This is a genomic window from Nonomuraea indica (assembly GCF_002850745.1).
GTDB classification, from domain to species: Bacteria; Actinomycetota; Actinomycetes; order Streptosporangiales; family Streptosporangiaceae; genus Nonomuraea; species Nonomuraea indica.
Genome location: NZ_KZ559466.1, coordinates 534,775 through 556,814, shown reverse-complemented (window position 1 = coordinate 556,814; position 22,040 = coordinate 534,775). Strand labels below are relative to the sequence as shown.

Annotated in this window: 24 protein-coding genes; 13 read left to right on the top strand and 11 right to left on the bottom strand. The window is 73.3% G+C overall.

What is annotated here, in order from left to right; all coding sequences use genetic code 11:
* The first annotated feature begins 292 nt into the window (after window positions 1-292).
* The 5 genes from CXR44_RS39240 (at window position 293) to CXR44_RS02595 (ending at window position 4,078) form a co-directional block, all read left to right on the top strand.
* The gene (locus CXR44_RS39240) at window positions 293-1,018 is read left to right on the top strand and encodes a hypothetical protein (protein WP_180903154.1); all 726 of its coding nucleotides are present in this window, start codon (window positions 293-295) and stop codon (window positions 1,016-1,018) included.
* Window positions 1,015-1,416 carry a phage holin family protein gene (locus CXR44_RS02610; protein WP_101783189.1) on the top strand — a complete coding sequence of 134 codons (402 nt, stop codon included), beginning with the start codon at window positions 1,015-1,017 and terminating at the stop codon, window positions 1,414-1,416. The genes CXR44_RS39240 and CXR44_RS02610 overlap by 4 nt, the downstream gene beginning before the upstream one ends.
* Window positions 1,392-2,099 carry a DUF3618 domain-containing protein gene (locus CXR44_RS02605; RefSeq protein ID WP_101783188.1) on the top strand — a complete coding sequence of 236 codons (708 nt, stop codon included), beginning with the start codon at window positions 1,392-1,394 and terminating at the stop codon, window positions 2,097-2,099. The genes CXR44_RS02610 and CXR44_RS02605 overlap by 25 nt, the downstream gene beginning before the upstream one ends.
* Before the next feature lie 383 nt (window positions 2,100-2,482).
* Entirely contained in the window at window positions 2,483-3,196 is a 714-nt protein-coding gene (locus tag CXR44_RS02600) for a PaaI family thioesterase (RefSeq protein ID WP_101783187.1), read from the top strand.
* A 198-nt stretch (window positions 3,197-3,394) separates the two neighbouring features.
* Complete coding sequence (locus tag CXR44_RS02595; RefSeq protein WP_101783186.1) at window positions 3,395-4,078, top strand: type 1 glutamine amidotransferase; 684 nt, start codon at window positions 3,395-3,397, stop codon at window positions 4,076-4,078.
* 166 nt (window positions 4,079-4,244) lie between these two features.
* Here CXR44_RS02595 and CXR44_RS02590 read toward each other — a convergent pair whose 3' ends face one another.
* Window positions 4,245-4,802: an HXXEE domain-containing protein gene (locus CXR44_RS02590; RefSeq protein ID WP_180903153.1), complete on the bottom strand. Its 558-nt coding sequence runs from the start codon at window positions 4,800-4,802 to the stop codon at window positions 4,245-4,247.
* An 84-nt stretch (window positions 4,803-4,886) separates the two neighbouring features.
* On the opposite strand from CXR44_RS02590, the gene CXR44_RS02585 reads away from it, so the two are divergent.
* The 3 genes from CXR44_RS02585 (at window position 4,887) to CXR44_RS41530 (ending at window position 9,087) form a co-directional block, all read left to right on the top strand.
* A complete protein-coding gene (locus CXR44_RS02585) occupies window positions 4,887-7,835 on the top strand; it encodes a bifunctional [glutamine synthetase] adenylyltransferase/[glutamine synthetase]-adenylyl-L-tyrosine phosphorylase (RefSeq protein ID WP_101783185.1) in 2,949 nt (982 codons plus the stop codon).
* A 95-nt stretch (window positions 7,836-7,930) separates the two neighbouring features.
* Window positions 7,931-8,956 (top strand): hypothetical protein, encoded by a 1,026-nt coding sequence (locus CXR44_RS02580; RefSeq protein ID WP_245898769.1) that lies wholly within the window; start codon window positions 7,931-7,933, stop codon window positions 8,954-8,956.
* Complete coding sequence (locus CXR44_RS41530) at window positions 8,953-9,087, top strand: hypothetical protein (protein ID WP_281260233.1); 135 nt, start codon at window positions 8,953-8,955, stop codon at window positions 9,085-9,087. Before CXR44_RS02580 ends, CXR44_RS41530 begins: the two co-directional genes overlap by 4 nt.
* On the opposite strand, the gene CXR44_RS02575 is transcribed toward CXR44_RS41530, so the two are convergent.
* Window positions 9,071-10,069 (bottom strand): zinc-dependent alcohol dehydrogenase family protein, encoded by a 999-nt coding sequence (locus CXR44_RS02575; protein WP_101783498.1) that lies wholly within the window; start codon window positions 10,067-10,069, stop codon window positions 9,071-9,073. The genes CXR44_RS41530 and CXR44_RS02575 overlap by 17 nt on opposite strands.
* A 92-nt stretch (window positions 10,070-10,161) precedes the next feature.
* Here CXR44_RS02575 and CXR44_RS02570 point away from each other — a divergent pair, with 92 nt between their 5' ends.
* Window positions 10,162-10,479, top strand: a complete 318-nt coding sequence (locus CXR44_RS02570) for an ArsR/SmtB family transcription factor (protein ID WP_101783183.1) — start codon at window positions 10,162-10,164, stop codon at window positions 10,477-10,479.
* A 232-nt stretch (window positions 10,480-10,711) separates the two neighbouring features.
* Here CXR44_RS02570 and glnA read toward each other — a convergent pair whose 3' ends face one another.
* Together glnA and CXR44_RS02560 are read right to left on the bottom strand one after the other, a co-directional pair.
* Window positions 10,712-12,136: a type I glutamate--ammonia ligase gene (gene glnA / locus CXR44_RS02565; RefSeq protein WP_101783182.1), complete on the bottom strand. Its 1,425-nt coding sequence runs from the start codon at window positions 12,134-12,136 to the stop codon at window positions 10,712-10,714.
* Between the two features lie 158 nt (window positions 12,137-12,294).
* Window positions 12,295-12,513 carry a hypothetical protein gene (locus CXR44_RS02560; RefSeq protein WP_101783181.1) on the bottom strand — a complete coding sequence of 73 codons (219 nt, stop codon included), beginning with the start codon at window positions 12,511-12,513 and terminating at the stop codon, window positions 12,295-12,297.
* A gap of 119 nt (window positions 12,514-12,632) precedes the next feature.
* On the opposite strand from CXR44_RS02560, the gene CXR44_RS02555 reads away from it, so the two are divergent.
* The 4 genes from CXR44_RS02555 to CXR44_RS02540 all read left to right on the top strand — a co-directional run bounded on the left by CXR44_RS02555 (window position 12,633) and on the right by CXR44_RS02540 (window position 15,900).
* Window positions 12,633-13,094 (top strand): RDD family protein, encoded by a 462-nt coding sequence (locus tag CXR44_RS02555; protein WP_101783180.1) that lies wholly within the window; start codon window positions 12,633-12,635, stop codon window positions 13,092-13,094.
* A gap of 158 nt (window positions 13,095-13,252) precedes the next feature.
* A complete protein-coding gene (locus tag CXR44_RS02550) occupies window positions 13,253-14,170 on the top strand; it encodes an NADP-dependent oxidoreductase (protein WP_101783179.1) in 918 nt (305 codons plus the stop codon).
* A gap of 45 nt (window positions 14,171-14,215) precedes the next feature.
* Window positions 14,216-14,965 (top strand): TetR/AcrR family transcriptional regulator, encoded by a 750-nt coding sequence (locus tag CXR44_RS02545; protein ID WP_245898768.1) that lies wholly within the window; start codon window positions 14,216-14,218, stop codon window positions 14,963-14,965.
* Window positions 14,962-15,900 (top strand): glycoside hydrolase family 113 protein, encoded by a 939-nt coding sequence (locus CXR44_RS02540; RefSeq protein ID WP_101783178.1) that lies wholly within the window; start codon window positions 14,962-14,964, stop codon window positions 15,898-15,900. The genes CXR44_RS02545 and CXR44_RS02540 overlap by 4 nt, the downstream gene beginning before the upstream one ends.
* A gap of 48 nt (window positions 15,901-15,948) precedes the next feature.
* Here the strand turns inward: CXR44_RS02540 and CXR44_RS02535 are convergent, their stop codons facing one another.
* The 7 genes from CXR44_RS02535 to CXR44_RS02505 form a co-directional block, all read right to left on the bottom strand.
* The gene (locus tag CXR44_RS02535; protein WP_101783177.1) at window positions 15,949-16,734 is read right to left on the bottom strand and encodes a class I SAM-dependent methyltransferase; all 786 of its coding nucleotides are present in this window, start codon (window positions 16,732-16,734) and stop codon (window positions 15,949-15,951) included.
* Window positions 16,734-17,414, bottom strand: coding sequence for a DUF4191 domain-containing protein (locus CXR44_RS02530; RefSeq protein ID WP_101783176.1), 681 nt, complete (start codon window positions 17,412-17,414; stop codon window positions 16,734-16,736). Before CXR44_RS02530 ends, CXR44_RS02535 begins: the two co-directional genes overlap by 1 nt.
* Before the next feature lie 81 nt (window positions 17,415-17,495).
* Window positions 17,496-18,425 (bottom strand): lipoyl synthase, encoded by a 930-nt coding sequence (gene lipA / locus CXR44_RS02525; protein ID WP_101783175.1) that lies wholly within the window; start codon window positions 18,423-18,425, stop codon window positions 17,496-17,498.
* A 52-nt stretch (window positions 18,426-18,477) separates the two neighbouring features.
* A complete protein-coding gene (locus CXR44_RS02520; RefSeq protein WP_101783174.1) occupies window positions 18,478-19,458 on the bottom strand; it encodes a M48 family metallopeptidase in 981 nt (326 codons plus the stop codon).
* Window positions 19,459-19,574: 116 nt separating this feature from the next.
* Window positions 19,575-20,270 (bottom strand): lipoyl(octanoyl) transferase LipB, encoded by a 696-nt coding sequence (gene lipB, locus CXR44_RS02515; protein ID WP_101783173.1) that lies wholly within the window; start codon window positions 20,268-20,270, stop codon window positions 19,575-19,577.
* Between the two features lie 38 nt (window positions 20,271-20,308).
* Complete coding sequence (locus CXR44_RS02510) at window positions 20,309-21,046, bottom strand: Type 1 glutamine amidotransferase-like domain-containing protein (protein ID WP_101783172.1); 738 nt, start codon at window positions 21,044-21,046, stop codon at window positions 20,309-20,311.
* Window positions 21,047-21,096: 50 nt separating this feature from the next.
* Window positions 21,097-21,984, bottom strand: coding sequence for a TIGR01777 family oxidoreductase (locus CXR44_RS02505; RefSeq protein ID WP_101783171.1), 888 nt, complete (start codon window positions 21,982-21,984; stop codon window positions 21,097-21,099).
* Window positions 21,985-22,040 lie beyond the last annotated feature (56 nt).

Sequence of the window (22,040 nt, the reverse complement as noted above, 5' to 3'; positions counted from 1 at the left end):
ACGTGCCCGAGTTCGAGCGGGGCCGCTCCCTGCCGGTGCTGTAGGCGCGGCGGTCCTGCGGCTCGGGTGGACGGCCCGGGGCCGTGCCGCGCGCCGTCCTCCGCCCAGTCGAGTGGGGAAACGTCAATATACGCACCCTTTGCCCCATTTGTCTGATTGATGGCGGTGGCTCTCCGGGATGAGGGGCAGGCGAACACTCACGCATTCTCACACTGGGGGCATGGTGAGCGAGTTCCATCCAGGAGACGACAGATACGCGGGTCGGACCAGGACCGCACAACCGCAGGGAGCGGTGCAGGAGACGGCGCAGCAGGCGCGCTCCGCCGCCGGGCAGGTGGCCGGCACCGCCATGGAACAGGCCCAGAACGTGGCTGGGGAGGCCAGGGCACAGACCCAGAAGGTCGTCGGCAGACTCCAGGACCGTCTGGGGGAGCAGGCGCAACGGCAGAGCGGGCGGGCCGCGAACCAGATCCGCCTGTGGGCGGACGAGCTGGCGGTCATGGGCGACAGCGCCAAGCCGGACTCCCCGTTGCACGGGGTGGTCCAGCAGATCGCCGGGCGGGGCCGCCAGGCGGCCGACTACCTGGAGAACCAGGGGCTGGCCGGCGTGATCCAGGAGGTGCAGGACTTCGCACGCCGCCGGCCGGGGCTGTTCCTGGCGGGGATGGCGGCGGCGGGCTTCCTGATCGGCCGGGCCGCCAAGGCCGTGACCGGCGCGCAGGACCAGGGCTCGACCGGCCAGGGGCCGCAAGAAACGGAAGGACTGTACGGGCCGAGCAGCCCGCAGGACGCGGAGGGGTCGTACGGCACGGGCCTGCCCGGTGCGCAGGAGGCGCCCGGCTCGCAGGGGCTGACCACGCCGGAAGGGCTGACCGGCTCGCACGGGACGACCGGCGCCGAGGGGCTGACGGGCCCCGAGAGACTGACCGGCTCGCCGCGGCCGACGGGCTCGGGGCTGCCGGGCGAGGACGACGCGATGCCGCCGGCACCCGGCGGGTACGGGGGTGAGGCGCGATGACCGTACCCAGCCAGCCGGGCCAGCAGCCGTCGCTGGGACAGCTGGTCGGCGAGATCGGCCAGGACCTGTCCACGCTGCTCCGTCAGGAGATGCGGCTGGCCAAGGTCGAGATGCGCGAGGAGGCGCGCAAGGCCGGCAGGACGGCCGGCATGTTCGGCGGGGCGGGGTTCGCGGCGGCCATGGTGGCGGTGCTCGTCAGCCTCGCCGTCGTGTTCGCGCTCGCCCACGTCATGGACGCGGCCTGGGCGGCGCTCATCGTCGCCGTCGTGTGGGCCGTCGTGGCCGCCGTGCTCTACGCGAACGGGCGCACCAGGATGCGCCAGGTGTCGCCCAAGCCCGAACAGACCGTCGCATCGCTCAAGGAGGACGTCCCATGGACCCGCGAGCCGAGGAGATAAGGGACGAGATCACCGCCACCCGCGCCGAGCTGGCGGCCGACGTCGACCGGCTCGCCGAGCGGACGATGCCGTCCAGGATCGTGCGGCGGCGGACCGACCGGATGCGCCGGGCCGTCCGCACGGTACGCGAGAAGGTGATGGGGACGCCCGCCGGGATGGTCCGGGCGGGCGCCCGGCAGACCACCGGCACGGTCAGGCACGTCGCGGCCGGCGCGGCCGGCACGGCGAGGTCCGGCGCCCACTCGGCCGCCGACACCGCCAGGTCGGCCGCGGAAACGGCCAGGGCGGGCGTCCAGACCGCCGCGGAGACCGCCGTGAGCGGAGTCCAGACGGCGGCCGACACCGTACGCGCGGCGCCGCAGCAGGCGATGCACGGCGCGCAGGGCAATCCGATGGCCGCGGGGCTGATCGCCTTCGGCGCCGGGATGCTCGCCGCGGCGGTCATCCCTCGCACCGAGCAGGAGGAACAGGTCGTCGACCGGCTCCAGGAGCAGGCGGGCGACGTCCTACAGCCGATCAAGGAGGCCGTCCGCGAGACGGGCGGCAGTCTCGTCCAGGACGCCAAGGAGGAGGCGCGGGAGGCAGGGCAGCAGGTCTCCCAGACGGCGGCGGACGCGGCCAAGGCCACTGGCAGGGAGGCACGCGACCAGGCACAGCAGATGACCCCGGGCACGGGGTCCTGAGGCCGGGTCGCGGCATCAGCACCGCGTCGGGGCCGCCCTACTCGCCGCCAGGGCGCCCCGGCGCGGCCCCCGTGGATGCGGGCGGTGATCGAGTGACCAACGTCACTTCTCACCCCCGCGTCACATGCGCGCAATGAACGGCCCGTATCGTACGGGTGCGGAACGCGCCTGCCCGGAGGGCTCGCGGTCCCGCGGACGCCGCGCGGCCGGGGTTTCGGGCCCGTCTCGGCGGGAAGTTTTGCACAGCTTCGCGGTGTTATGGCCGGTGTAGGTAGATCTGGCCGCGGCACTTCGGGCTTCGGCCGACCGGATCTTCGGTAATATCGGCCTGCTTAATCTGGATTTTGAAGTTTCGTCCGATGGGCGACCTAGGAGGGTGAGGCATGACGACGGCTGCCCTGCAGACCGTGTTGACCGTTCCCGAGCGTTTCCGCGGGCCCGAGGGGGTCGCCAACGGCGGCTGGATAGCCGGCACCATGGCCGAGGCGCTCAGCGACAACCGATCAGCCGTCGAGGTCACCCTCCACGCTCCCACGCCGCTCGACACGGAGCTGCGCCTGGAGCACGTCGCCAACACCGCCACCCTCTCCCACGGCGACCGGCTGCTCGTCGAGGCCATTCCCGTGGCCGAGGACCTGAACGCGCCGGAGTTCGTCCCGTTCACCGAGGCGGCGCGGGCCGAGGCCGGCTTCGCCGGCCGGCGGGGGCACGCCTTCCCCGAGTGCTTCGCGTGCGGGCTGCGTGAGCCGGGCGACGGGCTGCGCGTCTTCCCCGGCCCGGTCGAGGGCACGGACCTGGTGGCCGCCGGCTGGCGGGTGCCGTTCACGGTGGCCGACGAGGACGGCGTGCCCCGCTCCGTCGTGGGCTCCGTGCTCGACTGCGTCACCGGCTGGGCGCACTTCCAGCCCGGCGAGTCGGCGCTGCTCGGCCGGCTGGCCGTCCAGGTGCACCGGCGCGTCTACCCGGGTGGGGCCTACTCGGTCGTGGCGCGCGCCACCGGCCGCGAGGGGCGCAAGCTGTTCGGCGAGAGCGCGATCTACGAGGTGGACGGCACGCTGGTGGCCGCGGCCCGGGCCACCTGGATCGCTCCGCGCTGACCCTTCGCGACACACTTCGCGACACACTTCGCGACACACTTCGCGACACACTTCGCGACACCCTTCGCGACGGCCCCGGAACGCGACGTTCCGGGGCCGTCCGCGTCCGGGGGAGGTTCTGCGCGTGATGCCCCTGCCGCCCGGCATGACCTGGTTGACGTGTGCTTTTCAATGATTGGTGCGGATAAATTACTGAATATGCGGATCACGGTTATCGAGCATGAGGCGGATGCCGGCCCGGGCTTCCTCGACGGCTGGCTCGGCGTCCCCTGCGATGTCGTCCGGCCGTACCTGGGCGATCCCGTGCCGGACCGGGCCGCCGACGGGTTGATCGTGCTCGGCGGCGAGCCGGCCGCCTGGGAGGACGACAGGTGCCCCTGGCTGCCCGCCACCCGCGACCTGCTGGCACGCGCCGTGTCCGACGGCACCCCCACGCTGGCCATCTGCCTCGGGGCGCAGCTCATGACGATGGCCTGCGGTGGCGTCGTGGAGCGCGGCGGCGAAGGGCTGGAGGTGGGGCTGTGCGAGGTGACGGCCCTGCCGGAGGCCGCCTCCGACCGGCTCCTGTCGGGTGTCGGCGCGGCGGTGGCGATCCAGTACCACCGCGACGTGATGTCGCGGCTGCCCGAGGGGGCGGTGCCGCTCATGACCGGCCCCCTCTACCCCCACCAGGCGTACCGGCTGGGCTCTGCGGCATGGGCCGTCCAGTTCCACCCGGAGGCGACGCCGGACATCTTCGCCGCCTGGGCGACGGGCTCCGGGCTCGCCTCCGGCGAGGAGCACATCGCGCGGGTCCGGTCCGCCGAGGACAAGCTGGCCGCCGCCTGGCGGCCCGTCGCCGAGGCGTTCGCCGCCGTCGTCCGCACCTCCCGCCCCACCTGACCCGCGCACTCCCGCCCTCGTCCGTACCTCTCGCTCCGCCTGGCGCGCTCTCCCCCCTCGTCCGTACCTCCCGCCCTCGTCCGCCCCCGCCCCACCTGACCCGCGCTCTCCCGCCGTCGTCCGTGCTCGACAGTCCGGCGCCTGACCGGCCCCGCCCGTCGCGGCGTCAGCGGCGGGGGAGTGGGGTCGCGGGGCCGGGTGGCGGCGTCGCCGGGCGGCGGGGGCGGGTGAGCACGTGGGCCAGGGCGTGGACGCCGCCCAGGGCGAGGGGGAGCGCCGCCAGGCCGGTCCACGTGGCGACGCCGCCGTGCACCGGCACCCCGGACGAGCGCAGCCGCCGCCACGCCCACGCCGTGAACGGCAGCACGACCAGGGGTGCCGTCACGGCGCCCGGCGTGTAGCCGCGGACGGCCACGGACTGCGCCAGGTGCACGACCCCGTGCGCCCCGAACCCCGCCAGCACCGCCTGGAACGTCCGGCTCCGCCCGCCGGTGCGCGCCCCGAGTGCGGCGGCGCCCGCCACGACCCCGCCCATCAGCCCGATGGCCACGGTCACGTGCCGCTGCGAGACCTCCAGCCGGTCCCACGGCAGCCCCGGGTAACGCTCGGCCAGCCGTGGGCGGGCCTCGCGCGTCCAGCGGGCCATCGTCGCCAGTTCCTCGGCGTCGTGCACCGTCCATGCCGCGAGCAGCCCCCACGTCACCACCGCCGGAACCTTCTCCATGTGCCGCCTCCTCAGGACAGAAACGCAACGCAACGTTGCGTTCTATTCAAGCCATGCCATCCGGTGAACTGTCAAGATGGAGGGGTGCCCAGGATCGAGTCCACCGCCGCCAAGCTGGCCAAGCTCGGCTTCGCCGACGGGGCGACCGCCGCCCGGCTCGTCCGGCAGAGCGACGGGGCACTCGACGACCTGCTCGACGGGCTGGTCGACGTCGCCGACCCCGACCTCGCGCTCGCCTCGCTGACCCGCCTGGCCGAGCAGGCCCCGACAGCCCTCGGCCCGCTGCGCGCCGACGACCGGCTCCGCGCCCGCACCCTGGCCGTCCTCGGCGTGAGCGCCGCGCTCGGCGACCACCTGGCCCGCCACCCCGAGCAGCTCGCTCTGCTCGGCGAGCCCGGCCCCGGCGATGCCCGGGGCGAGCTGCTGCGAGCCGTCGGCGCCGCCCCCGGCGACCGGAGCCCCCGCGCCGCGGAGCCGGGCGCCCTGGCCGCGCTGCGCGTCGCCTACCGTGGCCGGCTGATGCGGGTGGCCGCCCGCGACCTCACCGGCGAGGCCACCCTGGGCGAGGTCACCGGAGAGCTGTCCGACCTCGCCGGCGCCGCCCTGGAGGCCGCCCTCGCCGTGGCCCGCGCCGAGCTGCCCGCCGAGGCCGGCGGCGACGACGTCCGCCTCGCCGTGATCGGCATGGGCAAGGCCGGCGCCCGCGAGCTCAACTACATCAGCGACGTCGACGTGATCTTCGTGGCCGAGCCGCGCGAAGGCGCCGACGAGACCAAGGCGCTGCGCGCCGCCACCAGGCTCGCGCAGGCCATGATGCGCGCCTGCTCGGCCGCCACGCCCGAGGGTTCGCTGTGGGAGGTGGACGCCGGGCTGCGGCCCGAGGGCCGGTCGGGGCCGCTGGTGCGCACCCTGGCCAGCCACCTCGCCTACTACCGCCGCTGGGCCAAGACGTGGGAGTTCCAGGCGCTGCTGAAGGCCCGGCCGATGGCCGGCGACCTGGAGCTCGGCGCCGCCTACGTCGAAGCGGTCAACGACCTGGTGTGGTCGGCCGCCACCCGCGACAACTTCGTCGAGGACGTCCAGGCGATGCGCCGCAGGGTCGAGGCCCATGTGCGCGCCGAGGGCGAGCGGCAGATCAAGCTCGGGCCGGGCGGGCTGCGCGACATCGAGTTCGCGGTGCAGCTCCTGCAGCTCGTGCACGGGCGGCTCGACCCGCTGCTGCGCCGCCGGGCCACGCTGCCCGCCCTGGCGGCCCTGTCCCGGGGCGGCTACGTCGGCCGCGACGACTCGCGCGGCCTGGCCGAGGCGTACACGTTCCTGCGCCGGGTCGAGCACCTGCTCCAGCTGCACCGGCTGCGCCGCACGCACGTCCTGCCGGAGGACCCGGGCGACCTGCGCCGGCTCGGCCGGGCGCTCGGCATGCAGGCCGACCCGGTGGGGGAGTTCACCGCCCGCTGGCGGCGGCACGCCAGGGAGGCGCGGCGGCTGCACGAGAAACTGTTCTACCGGCCGCTGCTGCAGGCCGTGGCCCGGCTGCCCGAGAGCGAGGCGCGCCTGTCGCCGGCGGCGGCCTCCGCCCGGCTGCGCGCCCTCGGCTACGTCGATCCCGACGGGGCGCTGCGCCACATCGCCGCGCTCACGGCGGGCGTGTCGCGGCGCGCGGCCATCCAGCGGACGCTGCTGCCGGTGATGCTCGGCTGGTTCGCCGACACTCCCGACCCCGACGCCGGGCTGCTCGGCTTCCGCCAGGTGAGCGACAAGCTCGGCACCACGCCGTGGTACCTACGGCTGTTGCGCGACGAGACCGCCGTCGCCTCCCGCATGGCGCGGGTCCTCGGCACCAGCCGCTACGCCACCGGCCTGCTCATGCACGCGCCCGACGCCGTGGCGCTGCTCGGCTCCGACGACGACCTCGCCGTACGCCCGCCCGAGGCGCTGCGCGCCGAGGCCGCCGCCGCCGTCTCCCGCCACGCCGGCAACCCCGAGAGCGCGGTCACGGCCGTACGGGCGCTGCGCCGCAGGGAGCTGTTCCGCACCGCCGTCGCCGACATCTTCCGGCTCGTCGACATCGAACAGGTCGGCGTGGCCCTCTCGGCGCTGAACGACGTGACGATCCAGGCCGCCCTCGACGCCGCCACCGGCAAGGTGCGCGCCGAACGCGGCGCGGCGCCCACCAGGCTCGCCGTCATCGCCATGGGCCGGCTCGGCGGCATGGAGTCCTCCTACGCCAGCGACGCGGACGTCATGTTCGTCCACTGCCCCGAGCCCGGCGCCGCCGAGCGGGACGCCACCGACGCGGCCTTCGCCGTCGCCAACGAGCTGCGCCGCCTGCTCAGCCTCCCCGCCCCCGACCCGCCCCTGCTCATCGACCCCGACCTGCGGCCGGAGGGCAGGCAGGGTCCCCTGGTGCGCACGCTCACCTCCTACTCCGCCTACTACGCCCGCTGGTCGTCCCCGTGGGAGGCGCAGGCCCTGCTGCGGGCCCGCTTCTCCGCCGGTGACGAGGCGCTCGGCGAGGCGTTCACCACCATGATCGACGAGTTGCGCTACCCGCCCGGCGGCCTGCCGGAGGACGCCGTCCGCGAGATCCGGCGGCTCAAGGCCCGCATGGAGGCCGAACGCCTGCCCCGCGGCGCCGACCCCGCCCTGCACACCAAGCTGGGACCCGGCGGGCTGTCCGACGTGGAGTGGGTGGCCCAGCTCCTGCAGCTCCGCCACGCCGGCTCCGTCCCCGCCCTGCGCACCACCCGTACCCTGCCGACGCTGCGCGCGGCGGTGGAGGCCGGGCTGCTCGCGCCGGCCGACGAGGAGGTGCTGGAGGAGGCGTGGCGCTTCGCCTCCCGCGTCCGCGACGCCGTCATGGTCGTACGCGGCCGGCCGGCCGACAGCGTTCCCGCCGACACCCGCGAGCGCCTGCTGGTCGCCCGTACCCTCGGCTACCCGCCGGACGGCTCGGAGGACTTCCTCGACGACTACCGCCGCGTCACCCGCCGCGCCCGCCAGGTCGTGGAGCGCGTCTTCTACGGCTCCTGACGCCCGCCCGTGCGGCCCGGATGCCGCGATCGCGTTGCGCGCCCGCCACGGCGGGTGTATCAAGACGCGAGGTGATCGCTTTGCTGTCGGTTTACGTGGATCTCGCGTTGGGCATGGTGCTGGCGTTCCTGCTGCTGTCGCTGCTGGTCAGCGGCGTGAACGAGGCGTTCGTGCGGCTGCTGGCCATCCGCAGCAAGTTCCTGTGGGCCTACCTTCGCGACACTCTCGACGGCAGCGACGCCCAGGGCCGCTCGTGGCTGCCCGCCGGGCTGCGCGACGTGTTCGCGGCGCTGCCGTTCGCCCGCGATCCCCGGCCGGTCCACAACGACCAGCCCGCCCCCGCCGAGGCGGTGCGGGTGCCCGCCGAGGAGACCAAGGCGCAGGACGCCGTGACGAACCTCCTCTACCAGCGCGTCCGCGAGATCGACCACCCCACGCGGGGGCGCACCAGCATCGCCAACCTCCCCCCGGGCCGCTTCGCCGTGGCCGTGATGGAGATGGCCGCGGCCGAGGAGGGCGGCGTCGAAGGGCTGCTCGCCAAGCTCAGGACGATGGGCAGCCCCCTGCACGGCCACCTCAGGGGCGTCTGGGAGACGGCGCAGCGCGATCTCGACCGGTTCCGGCAGGGCGTGGAGACATGGTTCGACGGGGAGATGCACCGCCTGTCGATGCTGTACAAGCGGTACGTCAAGTGGGTGCTGGCCGTTCTCGGCCTGGCGGTGACGCTGCTGTTCACCATGGACGGGCTGGAGTACGGCAAGACGCTGCTGCGTGACAGCGCCTTCCGCGCCTCCGTGACGGCCGTCGCCGAGGCCGGCCCCGACGCCTACGCCGAGCTGCGCGAGCGCTGCGAGCGGTCCGATCCCGTGCCGTGCGTCACCGAGACGCTCAGCCAGCCCGCCCTGGTCAAGGTGTTCGACCACGCGATCGTCAGCGTGTCCGTCCCGGCCGAGGGCGACCCGGCCGTCCACTGGAACGGCGCGGTCTGGTGGGACCGCCTCACCACCCCCAGCCGCTGGCCCGGCTTCCTGCTGACGTACGTGGCGCTGATGTTCGGCGCGCCGTTCTGGTGGGACGTGCTGCGCCGCATCACCGGCATCCGCTCCCGCCACCACGGATGAACGCCGCGTCCCCTCTCGACAGGTACGCGCGGGCGATGGCGCGGCCCGCCGCCTCCCTGCGGCTGGTGAGCGGCGACGCGGACGCGGTGACGGCCGGCCTGGCGCCCTACCGCCTCAGTGATCCACCCTGACCACGATCTTGCCGACCTGGGTGTTGGACTCCATGTGCCGGTGCGCCGCCACGATGTCCTCCAGCGGGAACACCCGGTCCACCACCGGGCGGAAGGCCCCGGTGCGCAGCCCTGAGGCGACGAACGCCGCGCCCCGGCGCAGCCGCTCCGGGTCCCTGGTGATCTCGTGCACCGTGTACGTGCGCAGGTTGAGAGGGGGCATGCCCAGGTCGAACCCCGGATGGGGCGTCGGCTGCCCGCTCAGCATGCCCCACAGGAACACCGTCCCGCCGGGGGCCACCGCCCGGGCCAGCTCGGTCACCCCCGGCCCGGCGACGGCGTCGAAGACGAACTCGGCGCCCCGGCCGCCGGTCAGCGCCAGCACGCGGCCCGGCACGTCGTCCTCCTCCGACGCGAGCACCTCGGCGGCGCCCTCCTCGATCAGCCGCTGCCGCTTGTCGCCGGTGCGGGTGACGGCGACCGGCCGGGCGCCCAGCCGGTTGGCCGTGTGGATCGCGGCCAGGCCGACGCTGCTGGAGGCCGCGTTCACGACCACCACGTCGCCGGCCCGCACCCCGCCCACCTCCACCATCGCCCCGTAGGCGGTGAGGTAGGGCATCCACACCGCGGCGCCGGACACCGCGTCCACCTCGTCGGGGCGGGGCAGCAGCACGCTCACCGGCACGATCGCCCGCTCGGCGTACACGCCGTAGTCGTTCTGCGAGAAGGCCGGCACGACGCTGACCGCCTGACCCGCCGCGAACTTCGTCACCCCCGGACCCACCGCCTCGATCACCCCGGCGGCCTCGGTGCCGAGCCTCGCCGGGAACCGCTTGACCGGCTCGATGTACACCCCCGTCCGGAACAGCGCCTCGGCCCGGTTGACCCCGATCGCGTCCACCCGGATCAGCGCCTCGCCCGGACCCGGTTCGCCCGGCTCCACGTCCTCCAGTCGCATCACTTCGGGCCCACCGATCTCGTGGAACCGCACAGTCCTCGCCACGTCGCACTCCTTCAGCTCGCCTCGGACGCGGTCCACTGTGGCCCACAAGTACGATTGCTGTCAAACTTCGATGGATGTCGTACCATTGACCCATGGAACGCACGCCACCGCACCCCGAGGTGTCCGCATTCGACCTGCAGCTCGTCCTGGAGGCGCTCGTCGACCCGGTGCGCCGGAGCATCGTCACGCAGCTCGCCGTCACCGGCGAGGACCGCGCGTGCGGCACGTTCGACCTGCCGGTCAGCAAGTCCACCGCCACCCACCACTTCAAGGTGCTGCGCGAGGCGGGCCTCATCCGCCAGTACTACGTCGGGACCTCCCGCATGAACGCCCTGCGCCGCACCGACATGGACCAGGCGTTCCCCGGCCTCCTCGACGCCCTCACCACCCCCCGGGCCGTGGCCCGCTGACACCGTCCACGGCCGCCCCGAGGCCCGGCGCAGGGTCCGCTCGGCGACGGGAAGAAGGGCGATGCCGGCGCCCGGGCCGCCTCGACGCGCCTGACGCCCTCGGCGGAGGCACGCACGCGAAAGGCCGTCGAGCGAGCCCCGGAGGGGCGGTCGCTCGACGGCCTCGTACGTGATGCCCGGGTGTCCTGGCAGGTCACCCGCCGACGGCTTCGCGGATCGCGGCCTCGGCCGCTCAGACGTCGTAGTACAGCTCGAACTCGTGCGGGTGCGGGCGCAGGCGGATCGGGTCGACCTCGTTCTCGCGCTTGTAGGAGACCCACGTCTCGATCAGGTCGGGCGTGAAGACGCCGCCCTCCAGGAGGTAGTCGTGGTCGGCCTCCAGGGCGCTCAGGACCTCGGGCAGCGAGCCGGGGACCTGCGGCACCTGGCGGGCCTCCTCCGGCGGCAGCTCGTAGAGGTCCTTGTCGACCGGCTCCGGCGGCTCGATCTTGTTGCGGATGCCGTCGATGCCGGCCATGAGCATGGCGGAGAAGGCGAAGTACGGGTTGCACGACGGGTCGGGCACCCGGAACTCGATGCGCTTGGCCTTGGGGTTGGAGCCCGTGATCGGGATGCGCACGCAGGCCGACCGGTTGCGCTGGCTGTAGACCAGGTTGACGGGAGCCTCGTAGCCCGGCACCAGGCGGTGGTAGGAGTTGACCGTCGGGTTGGTGAAGGCCAGCAGCGACGGGGCGTGCTTGAGCAGGCCGCCGATGTAGTAGCGGGCCGTGTCGGACAGGCCCGCGTAGCCGACCTCGTCGTAGAACAGCGGCGAGCCGTCCTTCCACAGCGACTGGTGGCAGTGCATGCCGGAGCCGTTGTCGCCGAAGATCGGCTTGGGCATGAAGGTGACCGTGTGGCCGTACTCCAGGGCCGTGCTCTTGATGACGTACTTGTAGAGCATCAGGTTGTCGGCCGTCTTCAGCAGCGTGCCGAACCTGAAGTCGATCTCCGCCTGGCCGGCCGTGCCGACCTCGTGGTGCTGCATCTCCACGTCGATGCCGCACTCGATGAGGTTGCGCACCATCTCCGAACGCAGGTCGGTGAAGTGGTCCATCGGCGGCACCGGGAAGTAGCCGCCCTTGTAGCGCGGCTTGTAGCCGAGGTTTCCGCCCTCGGTGGCCTTGCCGGTGTTCCAGGCGCCCTCGATGGAGTCGATGTAGTAGTAGCCGGCGTTCGCCCTGGTCTCGAAGCGGACGTCGTCGAAGATGTAGAACTCCGCCTCCGGGCCGAAGTAGGCCGTGTCGGCGATCCCGGTGCCCTTGAGGTATTCCTCGGCCTTGCGCGCGACGTTGCGCGGGTCGCGGCTGTAGGCCTCGCCCGTCAGCGGGTCGTGCACGAAGAAGTTGATGTTGAGCGTCTTGTGCTGGCGGAACGGGTCGAGCACCGCGCTCGTCGGGTCGGGCAGCAACAGCATGTCGGACTCGTGGATCGCCTGGAAGCCACGGATGGACGAGCCGTCGAACATGAGACCGTCGGTGAAGACGTTGCCGCTGAAGTTCTCGACCGGGAAGGTGAAGTGGTGAGTCGTGCCCGGCAGGTCGGTGAACCTGACATCGACGAACTGCACCCCTTCGTCGCTGATGTACTTCAGGACGTCGTCGGCGGAGTTGAACACTCTCGAACCTCCCTGGGGAATGACTCTCCACCGTGAATCTAGATCGAGGCCGTTTCCACTCGGTGTCCCGATTGTTTCGCACATGTTAAGCGGAGCCGCTCCGAGATGGCCGTACGGTCAGGGGCGCGGCCACCGGAACCGGACCGGCGAGACGGGTGTCAGCGCAGCAGGCCGGGTTGGGACGCCAGGACGGCGACGGCTGCGACGGCCACCGCGAGCAGCGCCGCGACGGCCAGCAGCAACCGGCGCGGCCGGTTGGACGGCCGTCCGCGCCGGCCCGCCGCGGCCCGCATCCGCCGCAGCTCCTTGTCGTCGAACTGGGCGACCAGCGCCTCGAAACGCGCGTCCAGCTCGTCCCCGTGTGGCATGACGTCCATGATGACCCCCTCATGACGCGACCAGGTCACGAAAGCGCCATGTCCCGGACAGGTCTGTGGCTCCCGGCCCCGCCGGGCCACCAGCGCGACCGCCCGCACCGCCGGATACCGTTGGACGCATGAGCAGCAAGGAACCGCGCTGGACGCAGACCTGGCTGGGCGGCGTGCGAGCGGCCGGGATCGACCTCGGCTACCCGGGACAGCGCCTCGGCCTGCCGGAGGAGGGCAGCGGTTCCATCGCCGGCTGGGGCAGGCGCATCGCCGCCCTCGTCATCGACTGGATGATCTGCACCTGGGCGATCACCCGGCTGCTGCTCGGTGTCGACCCGGCGGCCTCGCCATGGGTCCCGGCCGTGGTGTTCGCCGTGCAGTACCTCGTGCTGGTGGCGTTCATGGGGCAGACGTTCGGCCACCGGCTGGCCGGCATCAGGGTCGCCGCGATGGACGGCGGCGCCCCCCGGCTGCTGCCCGTGCTGGTGCGGTCCGCGCTGCTCATCCTGGCCATCCCGCCGCTCATCTTCGACCGTGACCACCGCGGCGTGCACGACCGGGTGTCCAACACCATGGTCGTCCGCATGTGACCACGATGCCGCCGCATCCCGACCGCGGCGGCGTCCGGGTGGTCACGGCCGCTCGCCACGAACCCGAGGTGGCACGGCCCGCTCTGTCACATTTCCCGGCGGTGCGTCGTCCGTCTTCTGACCGACGACGACAAGCAGCACCGTACGGAGGACCATCCATGAGAGCAGTCCGCATCCACCGGCAGGGCGACCACCACGACCTGGTCCACGAGGAGGCCCCGCACCCGCACGCCGCGACCGGCGACGTGCTGGTCAAGGTGCACGCCGCCGGTTTCGTCCCCGACGAGCTGACCTGGCCCGGCACCTGGGTCGACCGGGCCGGGCGGGATCGCACGCCCTCCATTCCCTGCCACGAGGTGGCCGGTGTCGTCGCCGAGGTCAGGTACGGGACCACCGGCCTCAGTCTCGGCGACCGGGTGTTCGGGCTGACCGACTGGCACCGGGACGGGGCCGCCGCCGAGTACGTCGCCGTGGAGGCCCGCAACCTCGCCGTCATACCCGACGGGCTCGGCTTCGACGAGGCCGCCGCCCTGCCCCTGTCGGGGCTGACCGCCTGGCAGGGCCTGTTCGTCCACGGCGGCCTGCGGGCGGGGCAGACCGTCGTCGTCCACGGCGCGGCGGGAGGCACGGGCACCCTGGCCGTCCAGCTGGCCCGGCACGCGGGGGCACACGTCATCGCCACCGGCCGCGGCCGTGCCGCCGCGCTGGCAAGGGAGCTGGGCGCGCACGACTTCGTCGATCTCGAACGGCAGCCGCTGGAGCAGGCCGTGGGGCAGGCGGATGTCGTCTTCGACACCATCGGGGGCGAGCTGCTCGCCCGCTCCGCCGGCCTGGTGAGGCCCGGTGGCACGCTCGTCTCGATCACCGCGCCGCCGCCGGCCGCACCCGCCGGCGGGCGGGCCGCCTTCTTCATCGTCGAACCCGACCGGGACCAGCTGGCCGAACTCGCCCGGCTGGCCGGGAGCGGCGCGGTGCGGGCCCATGTCGGCGCGATCTATCCGCTGGCCGAGGCGGGGAAGGCGTTCGCCGCCAAGCAGGGCGGCGTCCCGGGCAAGGTGGTGCTCCGAGTCCGCTGACCGTACCGGGTTCAAAAACGAACCGGGTACGGTTATCGTGGGGTCATGATGGCAGGACTCCGGGAACGCAAGAAGGAACAGACGCGGCGGCGCATCGCCGAGGTGGCGCTGCGGCTGTTCGCCGAGAGCGGCTACGACGCGGTCACCGTGGCCCGGATCGCCGAGGCGGCCGGCGTGGCCAAGGTGACGCTGTTCAGCTACTTCCCCAGCAAGGAGTGCCTCGCCCTCGACGGCGTCGAGGAGGACATGGCCGGCATCGTGACCAGGCGGCGGGCCGGGCAGACGCCGCTCGGCGCCCTGCGTGAGCACTACCGGTCGATGGCGGCGCGGGGCTTCGGAGAGCCGGACGTGGCCGCGCTGACGGCCCGCGTCGGCGTCATCTCGTCCAGCCCGTCCCTGATGGCCGCCCTCCACCAGACGTACGCGCGCCAGCGCCACGAACTGGCCGCCGCCCTGGAGCGCGCCGGTGGCGCGGGTCCCATGGATGCCACCGGCGGCGACGGCGGCATCGGTGGCAGGGCCGGCGCCGACGGCGATACTGGCGGCACCCGCGGCGCCGGGGGTGAGGGGCGCGCCGGGGGCACGGCGGAGTGCGTGACGCCCGGCCTGGTCGCCGCTCTCGTTGCCGCCCAGATCACCGCGTCCGTCACGACGCTCCAGGAGACGTTCTTCCATCGACTGGCCGCCGGGACTCCGCTGACGGAGGCCGCGCGGCGGCTCTCCGAGGACGTCGAGGTGGCGTTCGACCTGCTCGAACACGGCTGCACGACACGCCTGTCAGGAGAAAAGCCATGAAAAAGGGGATCAACTACGACACCGGGTTCCTCCCGGGATCGCACCTGTCACGTCCGGTCTTCGACGCCGCCACCGTACGCCGCGAGATGCGGGTGATCGCCGACGAACTGCACTGCCAGGTCGTCCGCGTCTCGGGCCGCGACCCCGACCGGCTCGAACTGGCCGCCGAGGTCGCCGCGGAGGCCGGGCTGGAGGTCTGGTTGGCGCCCTTCCCCGTGGACGTTCCGCACGACGACATGCTGGCCCTGTACGCCGGCTGCGCCCGACGGGCCGAGAAGCTGCGGCGCGGCGGCGCCGAGGTGGTGCTCGTCACCGGCTGCGAGACGAGCGCCTTCGGCCCGGGCTTCATCCCCGGCGACACCTACGGCGACCGGCTCGCCGCCATGGCCTCCGCCGACCTGACCTGGTGGGAGTCGATCACGGAGATCCTGCCGCGGCTCAACGCCTTCCTCGCCGAGGCGGCCGCGACGGTGCGTCCCCTGTTCGGCGGCAGGGTCACCTACGCCGCCGCGCCGTGGGAGCTCATCGACTGGAGCCCGTTCGACCTGGTCGGCCTGGACGCCTACCGCGCCGCCTACAACGCCGGCCGCTTCCGCGAGGAACTGCGCGCCCACTTCGCGCACGGCAAGCCGGTCGCGGTGACCGAGTTCGGCACCTGCGCCTACCGGGGGGCGGCCGAGCTCGGCGGCCACGCCTGGGTGGTGCCCGGCGACGCGGTGCCGGACGAGGAGGAGCAGGTCCGGTATCTCGAGGAGCTGCTCGACGTGTTCGAGGAGGAGGGGGTGGAGACGGCCCTGTGGTTCACCTTCGCCGGCTACACCCGCACCGGCCGGGCCGACCTCGGCTCCTACGGGGTGGTCCGGATGCTCGGCGCGACCACGTGGGAGCCCAAGGCGGTCTTCCACGCCATGGCCGCCCGCTACACCCGCCGCTGAGCCGTCAGCGACGCACGCGCGCGGGCGCGCCACGTCCGTCGCCGAGTGTCAAGGGCGTGCGCAACTGAAGATCGCGGTGCCGGGGAGGTGCCGGCCGCGCAGCGGGCTCCACCCGCCCCACACCCGCTCGTGCCCCGGCGGCCACTCCGGCTCCAGCAGCCCGGTCAGGGTCAGGCCGGCCGACACCACCAGGCCCACCCAGTCGCCCATCGTGCGGTGGTGCTCGACGTAGGTGACCGTGCCGTCCTCGGCGCGCTCCACGTAGGGGGACCGGTCGAAGTAGGACCGGTCGGACGTCAGCCCGCGCGGCCCCGGATCGTCGGGGAACGCCCAGCGGATCGGATGGCTGACCGAGAAGACGAACCGGCCGCCCGGCCGGAGCACCCGGTGCACCTCGCGGAGAACCGCCAGCGGGTCGGCCACGAACGGCAGCGCGCCGAACGCCGAACAGGCCACGTCGAAGCCGCCGCTCGCGAACGGCAGCGCCTCGGCGTCGGCCTGCACCACGGGCACCCGCAGCCCGGTCGCCTCGTCGATGCGCCGCGCGTGGCGCAGCTGGCGGTGCGACAGGTCGAACGCCGCCACCTCGGCCCCCTGCGCCACCAGCCACCGGGCGCACTGGGCCGCGCCGCAGCCGATCTCCAGCACCCGCCGCCCGCGCACCTCGCCGAGCAGCCGCGCCTCGGCCTCGTCGACGCCCTCCGGACACCACACGAAACCGTCGTCGCGCAGGAACTCGCCGTGCTCGACCTGGTAGTCGTCGGCGTTGCCGTCCCACCAGCCGCGGTTGGCCCGCGACGAGACCGACGACCCGGGCGCGTCGTCGTGGCGCACTAGCGCATCTTGGGGCCGCGGGGCATCCGCATGCCCTTGGGCATCGGCCCCTTGGGCATCGGCACGTTCTTCGGCAGCGACCGCAGGCGGTCCTTCACCTCGTTGACCGAGGGCTTCTTCAGGTTGCGCGGCAGCTTCATGATGTGGCGCTGCAGCTTGCCCAGCGGCACCTGGCCCTCGCCGTCACCGCACTGGATGTCGTAGATCTCGACGCCGAGCACCACCCGCGCGACGCGCTTCTTCTCGGCCGCCAGCATCCGGGCGACCCGGTTGCCGGGTCCCTCCGAGACGAGGATCACGCCGGGATGCCCGACCACCATGTGGATGAGGTCCTGGTCGCGGTTGACCGCGATGGCCGGGGTCACCTGCCAGTTGCCGCGCATGCCCTGCAGCACGGCCGCGGCGGCGCCGGTCTGGCCGTCGAGGATCGAATACTGGGCACGCTGCGCCAGCTGGCCGAACACCACCAGGCCCACGGTGAGCGCGGCGAGGATGCCGAGGAACACCGAATACCACAGGTAGTCCGTGACCAGGCCGATCACGACGATCACAGCCAGCGTGCCGACCGCCGACAGGAAGACGATCGGCATCCCCTTGGGATTTGCCTGCTTGATGATCTGTGCGATCATGCGGAGCTGCTTGATGCGCCCCGGCTTCTCTGGGTCCACGGACTTCGCCATGCTGGCAAGGATACAAACCAAGTGGTCGCGAGAGGAAAACGTGACCTGCGGCCCGGTCGCCGGGCCGCAGGGGCCGCGGCCTCAGGTGGCCTGACGCGCGGCGATGGCCTGCTGGTAGAGCCGACCGGCCCGGTAGGACGAACGGACCAGCGGCCCGGACAGCACTCCGGCGAAGCCGATCGCCTCCGCCTCGGCCTGGAGCTCCACGAACTCCTCGGGCTTGACCCACCGCTCCACCGGGTGGTGCCGCGGCGTGGGCCGGAGGTACTGGGTGATCGTGAGCAGGTCGGTGCCGGCGGCGTGCAGGTCGCGCATCGCCTGGACGACCTCCTCGCGGGTCTCGCCCATGCCGAGGATCAGGTTGGACTTGGTGACCAGCCCGGCCTCGCGGGCCATCGTGATCACATCGAGGGAGCGTTCGTAGCGGAACGCAGGCCGGATGCGCTTGAAGATCCGCGGCACCGTCTCGACGTTGTGCGCGAACACCTCGGGCTTGGCGGAGAAGACCTCCTCCAGCTGCTCGCGGTTGCCGTTGAAGTCGGGCACCAGCAGCTCGACGCCGCAGCCGGGCAGCAGGGAGTGGATCTGCCGCGCCGTCTCGGCGTAGAGCCAGGCGCCGCCGTCGGGCAGGTCGTCGCGGGCGACACCGGTCACCGTCGCGTAGCGCAGGCCCATCTGCTGGACCGACTCGGCGACCCGGCGCGGCTCGTCCTTGTCGTACTCCTTGGGCTTGCCCGTGTCGATCTGGCAGAAGTCGCAGCGTCGCGTGCACTGGTCGCCGCCGATGAGGAACGTCGCCTCACGGTCCTCCCAGCACTCGTAGATGTTGGGGCAGCCCGCCTCCTCGCAGACCGTGTGCAGGCCCTCCCGGCGCACGAGCGATCTCAGCTCGGTGTATTCGGGGCCCGTCTTCAGCTTGGTCTTGATCCACGGGGGCTTGCGCTCGATGGGGGTCTCGGCGTTGCGCACCTCCAGGCGGAGGAGCTTACGGCCTTCAGGAGCAACGGTCACGAACCCAGCTTACGTCTCCCGCCTGGGCGCCCCGGTCTAGGGGGCGGCCGGGTCAGCTGATCAGCCCGAAGCCGCGCACCGCCCGGTCGTAGTGCCGCTCCAGCTCCTCGTCGATCCGGTCGGACTCGGCCGAGCCGAGCACCTGCGCGCCGGGGGCCGACGTGCGCACCCCGTCGCCCGGCAGGACGCGGTCCAGCGCTCCCGCCCTGATCGACGCCACGCTCTCCCCGCGCAGCGCCGCCGCCTGCATCGGGGCCAGGTAGCGCCCGCCGGCCGCCAGCGCCTCCAGCTCGGCCAGGTCCGCCGCCGGCACCGCGCGCAGCGCCCGCTCCTCGCGACGCCGCCTCCTGCGGCCCTCGTCCGAACGGGCCAGCCGGGTCAGGACGTACTCCACCAGCAGCACCGGCCCGCCCAGCACCCTGCCGATGGCCCGGCCGAGCAGCCCCGCCACCTCGTAGCCGGTGCCCGGGTGCTCGGCGGTCAGGGAGGCGGCGGTGACCTTCGTCTGCGCCTCCTCCCGGACCCGCAGCGGCGCCGCGCCGAGCAGCGCCTCGCGCCACTCCGCCAGCGTCGACAGCGCGCCGTCCACCACGACCTCCTCGGCGGACGGGGTCTCGGCGCAGGCCGCGGCCAGCATCGTCACCCGCTGCCGCGGCGACAGCGCCAGCCACAGCGGCAGCCCGACGGTCAGCGTGGGCGTGCGCCGCGGGCCGGTGCGCAGGTAGCGCGTTCTCGGGTCCAGGTCCCTGACCGCGACGCGGTGCGGCCGCGGCACCCCGACCCGGTCGGCCACCCGCTCCGCCAGTCCGTACAGCTCCGGGGCGGCGGACCGGTCGAGCACCTCGGCGTCGGCGGGCAGCCCGGTGCTCAGACGGGGCCGCAGCATCCACCCGATCGCGACGAGCAGCCCGCCGAACAGCCAGCCGATGAGCAGCCCGGAGTTGACGTACGCGGTCCAGAGGCCGACGGCGACGAAGGCCAGGGTCAGCGTGTGCACCAGGACCGCGAGGGCCAGGGCGAGGAGCCGGTTCACGAGGTGATCGTAGGACACCTCGCGCCTGCCGCCCAGCCCCGGCAGCCGCCCGCCAGGGCCGCCCGGCAGGTCGGGTTCAGCGGCCGCGCAGCAGGTCTTCCTCGTGCAGGTCGGGATCAGCGGCCGCGCAGCAGGTCTTCCTCGTGCAGGTCGAACGCCCGCAGGCCGAGCGCCTCCGCCAGCCGCTTCTCGGCGATCGGCAGGACCTCCTCCACCACGATCCGGCGACCCGTCTCCGCCGACAGCGTCGAGACGCCCACGTCGGGCAGGCCGCACGGGACGATCCGGTTGAACCAGCGCGGATCGTTGGCGCAGTTGAGGGCGAACCCGTGCATGGCGACCCCGCGCGTGACCCGGATGCCCACCGCGCCCAGCAGCCGGTCGGGCAGCCCCAGGGCGGCGTCGCCCACGGCCCACACCCCGGCCCGCCCCGCCACACGCCGCGCCGAGACGCCGAAGTCGGCGCAGATCTGGATCATCGCCTCCTCCAGCCGGCACACGTACGTGGTGACGTCGCCGATCGCGACGATCGGATAGGCGACGAGCTGCCCAGGACCGTGCCAGGTGACGCGGCCGCCCCGGTCGACGTCGATCACGGGAGTGCCGTCGGAGGGACGCTCGTGGGGCGCGGTGCGCCTGCCGGCGGTGTAGACGGGCGCGTGCTCCAGCAACAGGACCGTGTCGGTCAGCTCACCCGCCACCCGCCAGGCGTGCACCCGGCGCTGAAGCGCCCAAGCCTGCTCGTAGGGGACGTCGACACCAAGTCGGACGATGGCGAGCGCGTGGGGATCGACCCCGTGCTTGGGGCGCATGGGACCATTGTGCCGTTCCGTCACACCTGAAGGGTAATTCAGGAGGTCAGCAACCGAGGTTCGATCCTGAACTCCTTCACGCCGCCGGTCCCGTCGTGTTCCAGCCGGTAGGCGGCCGAGCCGGGCGTGATCGTCACCGCCTGGATGAACTCGGTGCCCACGTAGTGCAGGGCGACGCCCTCGTCGGCGGCGTAGCCGCCGGGCAGCTCGCCGCTGGCCACCGACTGCTGCAGCAGCGGCCTGCGCTGGGGGTCGGAATCGTAGTGCACGCCGCACGAGTAGGGCAGCAGCGCCATCCCGTCGGCCCACACCCGCAGCTCGGGCCCGAAGGAGTCGGTGTTGCCGCCGACGTGCCAGCACAGCGCCCCGGCGCTCTGCCCCGACAGCACCACCCCGGACCGCCACGCCTCCTCCAGCGCCTCGTCGAGGCCGTGCAGCCGCCACAGCGCCATGAGGTTGGCCACGCTGCCACCGGAGACGTAGACGACGTCCTGCTCCAGCAGCCAGGCCCGCGGGTCGGCGACGTTGGGCATCGGGAAGACGGTCAGGTGGCTCACCTCGACGTCCCACCCGGCGAACGCCCCATACATCTTGAGCAACCAGTCGGAGTCGTCACCCGTGGCCGTGGCCAGCAGGCCCAGCTTGGGCCGGTCCTGGCCGGTCAGGTCGAGGGCATAACGCAGCAGCGGGCTCGCCTCGTAGAAGCCGTAGCGCTCGGTCGGGCGGAACGAACCGCCGCCGATGGCAAGGATGTGCGACTGCCCCGACCTCGTCATGCCGTTGTCTCCCCTGTCTCCCGGCGTCTCCGCCCGTGACGGACAGCACCCTAGAGTACGGCCCGCAGCGCGGCGTCGAGACCGGTATGGGCGAAGCCGTACCCGCTGTCCTCCAGCTTGCGCGGCACCAGGCGGTGGCTCGACAGCAGCTCCCCGGCGAACTCGCCGAGTCCGGCCCGCAGCGCGAATCCCGGCACCGGCATCGGCATCGTGCCCTTGCGCAGCGCCTTGCCGAGTGTCCTGGTGAACTCGGCGTTGGTGACGGGGGAGGGGGAGACGAGGTTGACCGGGCCCGAGATCCCGGGGTTCCCGAGGACGTGCAGCGTCGCGCCGACCCAGTCGTCCTCGGAGATCCACGACCAGTACTGCCTGCCGGTGCCCAGGGGCGCGCCCAGGCCCATCCGGAACAGCGGCAGCATCCGGGCGAGCGCCCCTCCCCGTCCGCTGAGCACGATGCCGGTGCGCAGCTGCGCGGTGCGCATGCCCAGCGCCTCCGCCTCCCGCGCCTCGGTCTCCCAGCGTTCGCACAGCCCGGCCAGGAACCCCTCGCCCCTGCCGGCGCCCTCGTCGACCAGCCGGTCGCCGGTGTCGCCGTAGAAGTCCACGCCGGAGGCCGACACCAGCACCTCGGGCCGGCGCGGCAGCTCCCGCAGCGCGCCGACCAGCGTCCGCGTGCTGTCCACCCGGCTGCGGACGAGCTCGCGCTTGTACACCTCGGTCCAGCGCCGCTCGGCGATGGGAGCCCCGGCCAGGTGCACCACGCTCCGGGCGCCGTCGAGCGCCTGCGGGTCCAGCACGCCCTCCGCGGGCTGCCAGAACCGCTCGCCGGGGCTTCGCGGCGCCCGCCTCACCAGCGTCACCACCTGCTCGCCCCGGTCCCGCAGGCTGCGCACCAGCGCCGCGCCGAGCAGGCCGGACGCCCCCGTCACCACGATCATCTGCCTAGCCCAGCACCTCTCCGCCCGTTTGTCACCAGCCCACGCCCACCGCCGCT

Bases quoted from the DNA above. Each gene is read 5' to 3' on its own strand.
- CXR44_RS02510 (WP_101783172.1), bottom strand. From the start codon at position 21,046: ATGACGAGGTCGGGGCAGTCGCACATCCTTGCCATCGGCGGCGGTTCG.
- CXR44_RS02530 (WP_101783176.1), bottom strand. From the start codon at position 17,414: ATGGCGAAGTCCGTGGACCCAGAGAAGCCGGGGCGCATCAAGCAGCTC.
- CXR44_RS02545 (WP_245898768.1), top strand. From the start codon at position 14,216: ATGATGGCAGGACTCCGGGAACGCAAGAAGGAACAGACGCGGCGGCGC.
- CXR44_RS02570 (WP_101783183.1), top strand. From the start codon at position 10,162: ATGGAACGCACGCCACCGCACCCCGAGGTGTCCGCATTCGACCTGCAG.
- CXR44_RS02550 (WP_101783179.1), top strand. From the start codon at position 13,253: ATGAGAGCAGTCCGCATCCACCGGCAGGGCGACCACCACGACCTGGTC.
- CXR44_RS02540 (WP_101783178.1), top strand. From the start codon at position 14,962: ATGAAAAAGGGGATCAACTACGACACCGGGTTCCTCCCGGGATCGCAC.
- CXR44_RS02505 (WP_101783171.1), bottom strand. From the start codon at position 21,984: ATGATCGTGGTGACGGGGGCGTCCGGCCTGCTCGGCGCGGCGCTGGTG.
- CXR44_RS02610 (WP_101783189.1), top strand. From the start codon at position 1,015: ATGACCGTACCCAGCCAGCCGGGCCAGCAGCCGTCGCTGGGACAGCTG.
- CXR44_RS02560 (WP_101783181.1), bottom strand. From the start codon at position 12,513: ATGGACGTCATGCCACACGGGGACGAGCTGGACGCGCGTTTCGAGGCG.
- CXR44_RS02555 (WP_101783180.1), top strand. From the start codon at position 12,633: ATGAGCAGCAAGGAACCGCGCTGGACGCAGACCTGGCTGGGCGGCGTG.
- CXR44_RS41530 (WP_281260233.1), top strand. From the start codon at position 8,953: ATGAACGCCGCGTCCCCTCTCGACAGGTACGCGCGGGCGATGGCGCGG.
- CXR44_RS02605 (WP_101783188.1), top strand. From the start codon at position 1,392: ATGGACCCGCGAGCCGAGGAGATAAGGGACGAGATCACCGCCACCCGC.
- CXR44_RS02595 (WP_101783186.1), top strand. From the start codon at position 3,395: ATGCGGATCACGGTTATCGAGCATGAGGCGGATGCCGGCCCGGGCTTC.
- CXR44_RS02590 (WP_180903153.1), bottom strand. From the start codon at position 4,802: ATGGAGAAGGTTCCGGCGGTGGTGACGTGGGGGCTGCTCGCGGCATGG.
- lipB (WP_101783173.1), bottom strand. From the start codon at position 20,270: ATGCGCCCCAAGCACGGGGTCGATCCCCACGCGCTCGCCATCGTCCGA.
- CXR44_RS02600 (WP_101783187.1), top strand. From the start codon at position 2,483: ATGACGACGGCTGCCCTGCAGACCGTGTTGACCGTTCCCGAGCGTTTC.